The organism is Baekduia sp. (assembly GCF_035318805.1).
In the GTDB taxonomy this organism is placed as follows: Bacteria; Actinomycetota; Thermoleophilia; order Solirubrobacterales; family Solirubrobacteraceae; genus Baekduia.
Map to the genome: position 1 here is coordinate 1 of NZ_DATHDY010000108.1, position 6336 is coordinate 6336.

The following is a 6336-nucleotide window of genomic DNA, read 5'->3' on the forward strand; positions in this document are numbered from 1 at the left end:
CGCCTCGAGGAGTCGATCTTCGACGAGGAGGCCAACCGGGAGATCGTCCGCGACCTCTCCAACGCCAAGCAGGAGATCATCAACTTCCGCAAGATCGTCCGGCCGCAGCGCACCGCGCTGAAGGACCTCGAGCGCACCAAGCGCTATGTGACCGGCGAGCTCGACATCTACTTCGACGACATCAACGACGCGTCGGAGCGGGTGTGGGACATGCTCGAGAACTTCAAGGAAGTGATCGAGGGGCTGGAGACGACCAACGAGTCGGTCCTCTCGCACCGGCTCAACGACGTGCTGCGCGTGCTGACCGCGTTCAGCGTGATCATGCTCCCGATGACGCTCATCGCGTCGGTGTGGGGCATGAACGTCGGCGTCCCGGGTCAGGGCACCGTCCATGCGTTCTGGGCGATCCTCGGGCTCATGCTGGTCGTGCTGGTCAGCATGGTCTGGTGGTTCCGCCGGCGCGGCTGGCTGTAGCCGCGCGCGCCAGCCGCGCTCGCCCGATCCCGAGGGACAGGCGAGCGCGACCGGCCCTAGGGCACGGACTGGTAGCCGATGCCTGCCCCGCCGTTGTGCGGCGCTGTCGTCAAACTGGCGGCGTCGGCGTTCTCTGCGGCCACGAAGATGGAACCTGCCACAAGGAGGAGGGCGACAAGCTCTCGGTGGGAGTTCCGCAGGGAGGTCACGCCGGGGATTCTGTCCCCCGACCGGGGGAGTGTCGGTGGTGGCCACCGGCGTCTTCGGGGTGTGGCTGACCGAACCGCCGGCGGTGTGACCCGAACCCCGAAGCGGTGTAGGGAGGTTCGTGCCCGCCGCCTCCGTCTCGTCGCTGGAAGCTCTCGGCGACCAATTCGCGCTGAACGCCGCCACCGAGCGCAAGCGCATGCTGGTCATCGTCAACCCCTACGCGACGACGGTCTCCGACCGGCTGCGCAACCTGGTGGTCTACGCGCTCCAGGGTCGCTACGAGGTCGACGCGGTCGACACGGAGGCCCGCGACCACGCGACGGCGCTCACGCGCGAGGCGGCCGGCGAGGGCTACGACGTGGTGGTCGCCTTCGGCGGGGACGGCACCGTCAACGAGGCGGCCAACGGACTGCGCGGCTCCGCCACGCCGCTGACGTGCCTGCCCGGCGGCTCGACCAACGTCTACGCGCGGATGCTCGGCATCCCCAACGACATCGTCGACGCCACGGAGCACCTGCTGCGGATCGCCGACGACTGGCGCCCGCGCGAGGTCCACATGGCGATGGTCAACGAGCGGCGCTTCCTGTTCTCCAGCGGCCTGGGCCTCGACGCCTCGGTGGTCGCCCGCGTCGACGCCCATCCGCAGCTCAAGCGGCGCTTCGGCCCGTACTACTTCGCCTACGCCGGCTTCGGCGAGTTCCTCGGCAAGTACGTCGCGCGCGCGCCGCGGCTGGAGGCGATCGCCGACGGCGGCGCGCCGCTGGCCGGCGTCACCGCGCTGGTCCAGAAGGGCGACCCCTACACCTACTTCCGGCGCATCCCGATCCACGCCGCGCAGGGCGCCACGCTCACCGAGCCGACGCTCGCCGGCGTGATGCTGCGCAGCACCCGCCCCACCGTCATGCCGGGCGTCCTGTACCGCCTGTTCTCCGCACGAGCCCAGCTGGCCCGCCACCGCCAGGTCGACGGCTTCGCCGGCGTCCGCGAGCTGGTCATCCGCAGCACCGACGGACGCGCGGTGCCGCTGCACGTCGACGGCGACTACATCGGCGACGTGACCGAGGCCGTCTACGGCGTCGACGAGGCGCCGCTGCACGTGGTCTCGTAGCGCGTGGCCGGTGCGATCGGAGGTTGCGTCCGACCGCCACGCCTGCTGTGCTGCCGGGATGGACGATCCCTTCGCCGGCGCCCTGACGAGCCCCGACCAGCTCGGCGAGCACTACGCGCCCGCGACCGAGCGCGCGTGGAGCAAGGACGTCGGCGTCCTGGACGGCGCCGCCCGGGCGCTGATCGCCGCCTCGCCGCTGTGCGTGATCGGCAGCCATGACGCCGGCGGCCGCGCCGACGTCACCCCGCGCGGCGGCCCGGCCGGCTTCGTCGCCGTACTCGACGACGACCACCTCGCGATCCCGGACGCGACCGGCAACCGCCGCCTGGACACGCTGACCAACATCATCGCCACGAGCCGGGCAGGGCTGCTCTTCCTGATCCCGGGCCGCGACCAGACGCTGCGGGTCAACGGGCGCGCGTGCGTGACCGCCGACCCCGCGATCCTCGGCGCCGCCGGCGCGGTCGGCAGGCCGCCGCGCACGGCGATCGTCGTGCGCGCCGACGAGGTCTACGCACACTGCCCGAAGGCCTTCATCCGCTCGCGCCTCTGGGATCCCACCACCTGGCCGGACCTCGCCACGGTCCCCTCCCCCGCCGAGGTCATGCTCGCCCACCTGCGCGACCCGCAGCGCACGCTGGCCGAGGAGGAGGAGTACCTGGCCGAGGCGCTGCGCTCGCGCCTGGCCTAGGAGCGTGGGCCTAACCCGCCGCGGGTTTCGCCCCCTGGGCGAATCCCCGCAGGGGAACCTGGCCCTCTGGGCCAGGTTCCCCTAGGACTTGTCGGCGATCACCTGCATGGTCGCCAGCCGGCTGCTCGGCCGCGTACCGGTCGTGCCGACGAGGGCCAGCTGCGCCGGCCGGGCGTGACGGACGCCGCGGGCGACCCACGCCCGGTCCTCGTCGGTCACCAGGACCCGGAGCCGGTGGCGGCCGGCGGCCAGGGAGAACGGCCGCTGCGCGAGCGGGTGGACCGCGTACTCGCTGCCGGAGGAGGAACGTCCGGTCAGCGTGAGCGTGCCCGAGCACGCGGCCGGGCAGCGCACCGCGACCGTCGTCCGCGCGAGGCGGTCGAGCCGCAGCGTCGTGCGCTCGAGGATCGGCCGCGGGCAGTGCTCGGGGGCCGTGGCGTCGATGCCACCGGCCGGGAGGTCGGCGATCGCGGCGGCCCCGACCGCCGCCTCGTCGCAATCGCGCAGCATCCAGGCGATCCGGCCGTCCTCGACATCGACGCCGACCAGCTCCTGCCCCGGGTGCGCGTGGTCGACCTCGGCCGGCGGCCTCGCGCGCAGGAGCGTCCGCACGGCACCGTCGGGCGCGAGGGCGAGGAGCCGGTCGGCGGCCGCGCGGTGCTCGACGGCGCGAGCCTGCTGGCGGAGGCCCACGACGAGCTCGTCGCCGCTGAAGGCGAGCAGCGAGATACCAGTCCCCCACGCCGACCACGCGGCGATCTCGCGGTCGGCGCCCCCGGGCGCGCGGAGGACGATCCGGTGCTTCCAGTCCTCCTGGAACCCCGTGTTGCGCAGGAAGGCGAGCGTGCCGTCGCGCGCAAGGGCGTACGACCGCGTGTCCGTTGGCTTCGGCTCGCGCCGCGCCACGCCGGTGACCGCGTCGGCGACCATGACGCTCGAGGTCCCGCCCGGCGCATCGACGTTCCAGGCCACGCGGTCGCCGGCCAGCCGGAACCCGGCGTCGGTGGCGGTCAGGCGAGCCCCGTCGCCGGCGGGCCAGCGGGCGATCTCGCGGTCGGCCACGAGGTCGCGCACGGCGATGACGTCGCAGTGGTCGCCGGTCGCGTAGGCCACGCGCGCACCGTCGGCCGCCACGGGCGCGATGCACGTCCCGAGCGTCTGCGCCGGGCCGTCGACCGGTCCGGCCATCAGCGTCTCGCGAGCGGTGTAGGCCGGGCGGTTGCGGTCCTCGCCACCGGCGGTCACGACCTCGGACCGGGCCAGGATGCCGGCGCCACCGCCGCTCAGCCGCGACCACGGTCCCGGCAGCTCGCGCACCGGCCCGCCGGCCGCAGGTACGGCGAGCATCCGCGCCGGCGTGCCGGTGCCGGCCGACGCGCCGAACACGACGGTGTCGCCGGCCAGCACCGGGCCCCGGACGAGAAAGGAGCTGGGCACGACCTCGCCGGTGAGCGGCAGCGGCACGCGCGCGAGCGGCGCGGCGGCCGCCGGCACGGCCGGGGCGGCGACGAGGACGGGGGCGAGGAGCGCGAGGGGCAGCCGGCGAGTCAGCATCGGCGGCTTCAACGGGCCGCCTGACGAGAAGTTGCTCCCTTCGCCTACGGCGTCAAGTCGTAGGGGTACTGCGTGAGCACCTCGCAGCCGTCCTCGGTCACCAGCAGCAGGTCCTCGTAGCGGACGCCGCCGATCTCGCGCTCCCACAGGCCGGGCTCGACGGCGATGACGTCGCCGGCCACCAGCGGCGAGCGGCCCAGCTGGCCGAGGCCGGGATCCTCGTGGATGGCGAGGCCGACGCCGTGGCCGAGGGAGAACTGGAAGCCCTCGTTGGGATCGTCGCCGGGACCGGTGCGCTGCGTGCGGTGCCCGGCGGCCTCGAAGATGTCGCAGGTCAGCGCGTGCAGCTCGCGGCCGGTCACGCCGGGCCGGACCGCCTCGCGCGCCTTGGTGAACGCCTTGCTGACCAGCGCCTCCTGGGCGCGCACCGGCGCGCTGACGTCGCCGACCACGAACGTCCGCGTCATGTCGGCCCAGCAGCCCGATGCCTCGTCGCGCGGCCAGAGGTCGATCTGGATCGGCAGGTCGGCGGGAAGCGGGCCGGAGCCCGGGTCGTGGCCGAAGCCCTGCCACACCGACGCGACGATGACCTCGCGGGGCGCCGGCGCCCCCGCGGCGGCGCAGGCCTCGCGCAGGGCGGCGCGGACGTCCTCGGCGGTCAGCGGCGCGCCGTTGCGCACGAGCTTGTCGCCCTCGGGCACCGCGTCGCGCAGGACGGCGGCGGCCGCGGCCATCCCGGCCTCGGCGGCCTTCTGGGCACGGCGGATGCCGGCCAGCTCGGCGGGCGACTTCACGCGGCGGCGCAGCGCGACGGCCTCGTGGTCGGGCGTCAGCTGGACGCCGTCGGCGCGCAGGCGGTCGGCGACCGCGACGGGGAACTCGGGATCGACGATCGCGGCGCGCACGCCGATCTGCGCGACCGCGCGCGAGACGAGCTCGAGGAAGATCTGGTCGCGCGACTGGCCGCCGCGCAGCAGCTCGTAGAACCCGACGTCGGCGAAGTCGATGATCGCGGCGTCGGGCCGAGCGGCGACGATCCGGTCGCGATCGAGCGCGCCGGTGAGGATCGTGGTACGGCCGTCGACCTCGGCGTACAGGAACGGATCGCCGATGAGGACGGGCACCTCGTGGCGCAGCGCGGGGCTGCTCTCGGTGTCGCTGAAGAGGAGGAGATCGGGCATCGCCACGAGCCTATCGGGCATCGCCGATGGCGTATGACTAGCCCGAGCCGGGCGTGATGCGGTAGGCGTCGAAGACGCCTTCGATGTTGCGCAGGCGGTTGACGGCCTGCTTGAGGCCCTGGGTGTCGGGGACCTCGACGACGAAGCGGTTCTGGACCATCGGCGAGCTGACGATGCAGCGCGCCTCGACGATGTTCAGGCCGGCCTCGGCGAACGTGCGCGAGAGGTCCTCGAGGAGACGGTGGCGATCCCATGCATCGACCTGCAGCTCGACGCGGAACGCCGTCTGGTGGTCGCCCTCCCAGTGGACGCGCACGAACCGCTCGGGATCCTTGCGCAGCGCCATCGTGTTCGGGCAGTCGTCGCGGTGGATCGTGATGCCGCGCCCGAGCGACACGTAGCCGACGATCGGGTCGCCCGGCACCGGGCGACAGCACTTGGCGAGCCGCACGAGGACGTCCTCGACGCCGTCGACCCGGATGCCGTAGGACCCCGCCTTGCCGGTCGGCTGGCGCCGTGCGCGGCGGGTGCTGACCAGCGTCTCGGCGGGATCGGCATCGTCCTCGGCCGCCTCGCCCTGCTTGAGGCGCTGCATGACCTTGTTGACGACGACCTTGGGCGAGATCTTCGCGCCGCCGAGCGCGATGTAGAAGTCGTCGGCCTTGCGGAAGCCCATCTCGCGGATGACGTCGGCCAGCAGCGGCGAGCTGACGATCTTCTGCGGCGGCAGGCCCTGCTTCTTGAGGTGCTCCTGCAGCAGCTCGCGGCCGGTGTGCTCCGTGTCGTCGCGGGACTCGGCCTTGAAGAACTGCTTGATCTTGTTGCGGGCGCGCGTCGTCTTGACCAGCGCGAGCCAGTCGCGCGACGGGCCACGGTCGCGCTTGGAGGTCAGGATCTCGACGATGTCGCCCGAGGCCAGCTGATAGTTCAGCGGGACGATCTTGCCGTTGACCTTGGCCCCGACGCAGCGGTGGCCGACCTCGGTGTGGACCTCGTAGGCGAAGTCCAGCGGCGTCGCGCCGGACTGCATCGACTTGACCTCGCCCTTCGGGGTGAAGACGAAGACCTCCTCGTCGAACAGGTCGACGCGGAGCGTCTCCATGAACTCCTTGGGGTCA

6 protein-coding genes are annotated in these 6336 nt (G+C 73.1%); 3 read left to right on the forward strand and 3 right to left on the reverse strand.

The window, feature by feature from the left end; all coding sequences use genetic code 11:
- The 3 genes from VK501_RS22310 to VK501_RS22320 all read left to right on the forward strand — a co-directional run.
- Window positions 1–474 (forward strand): CorA family divalent cation transporter (locus VK501_RS22310; RefSeq protein ID WP_324341363.1); only part of this gene is annotated, 474 nt, incomplete at its 5' end.
- 328 nt (window positions 475–802) lie between these two features.
- Window positions 803–1792, forward strand: a complete 990-nt coding sequence (locus VK501_RS22315; protein WP_324341365.1) for a diacylglycerol/lipid kinase family protein — start codon at window positions 803–805, stop codon at window positions 1790–1792.
- A gap of 58 nt (window positions 1793–1850) precedes the next feature.
- Entirely contained in the window at window positions 1851–2483 is a 633-nt protein-coding gene (locus VK501_RS22320; RefSeq protein WP_324341367.1) for an MSMEG_1061 family FMN-dependent PPOX-type flavoprotein, read from the forward strand.
- Window positions 2484–2564: 81 nt separating this feature from the next.
- Here VK501_RS22320 and VK501_RS22325 read toward each other — a convergent pair whose 3' ends face one another.
- The 3 genes from VK501_RS22325 to VK501_RS22335 all read right to left on the reverse strand — a co-directional run.
- Entirely contained in the window at window positions 2565–4037 is a 1473-nt protein-coding gene (locus VK501_RS22325; protein WP_324341369.1) for a hypothetical protein, read from the reverse strand.
- A gap of 44 nt (window positions 4038–4081) precedes the next feature.
- A complete protein-coding gene (locus tag VK501_RS22330) occupies window positions 4082–5218 on the reverse strand; it encodes a M24 family metallopeptidase (protein ID WP_324341371.1) in 1137 nt (378 codons plus the stop codon).
- A 37-nt stretch (window positions 5219–5255) separates the two neighbouring features.
- A partial coding sequence (locus tag VK501_RS22335) for a TGS domain-containing protein (protein WP_324341372.1) occupies window positions 5256–6336 on the reverse strand: 1081 nt, incomplete at its 5' end.

Bases quoted from the DNA above. Each gene is read 5' to 3' on its own strand.
- VK501_RS22320 (WP_324341367.1), top strand. From the start codon at position 1,851: ATGGACGATCCCTTCGCCGGCGCCCTGACGAGCCCCGACCAGCTCGGC.
- VK501_RS22325 (WP_324341369.1), bottom strand. From the start codon at position 4,037: ATGCTGACTCGCCGGCTGCCCCTCGCGCTCCTCGCCCCCGTCCTCGTC.
- VK501_RS22330 (WP_324341371.1), bottom strand. From the start codon at position 5,218: ATGCCCGATCTCCTCCTCTTCAGCGACACCGAGAGCAGCCCCGCGCTG.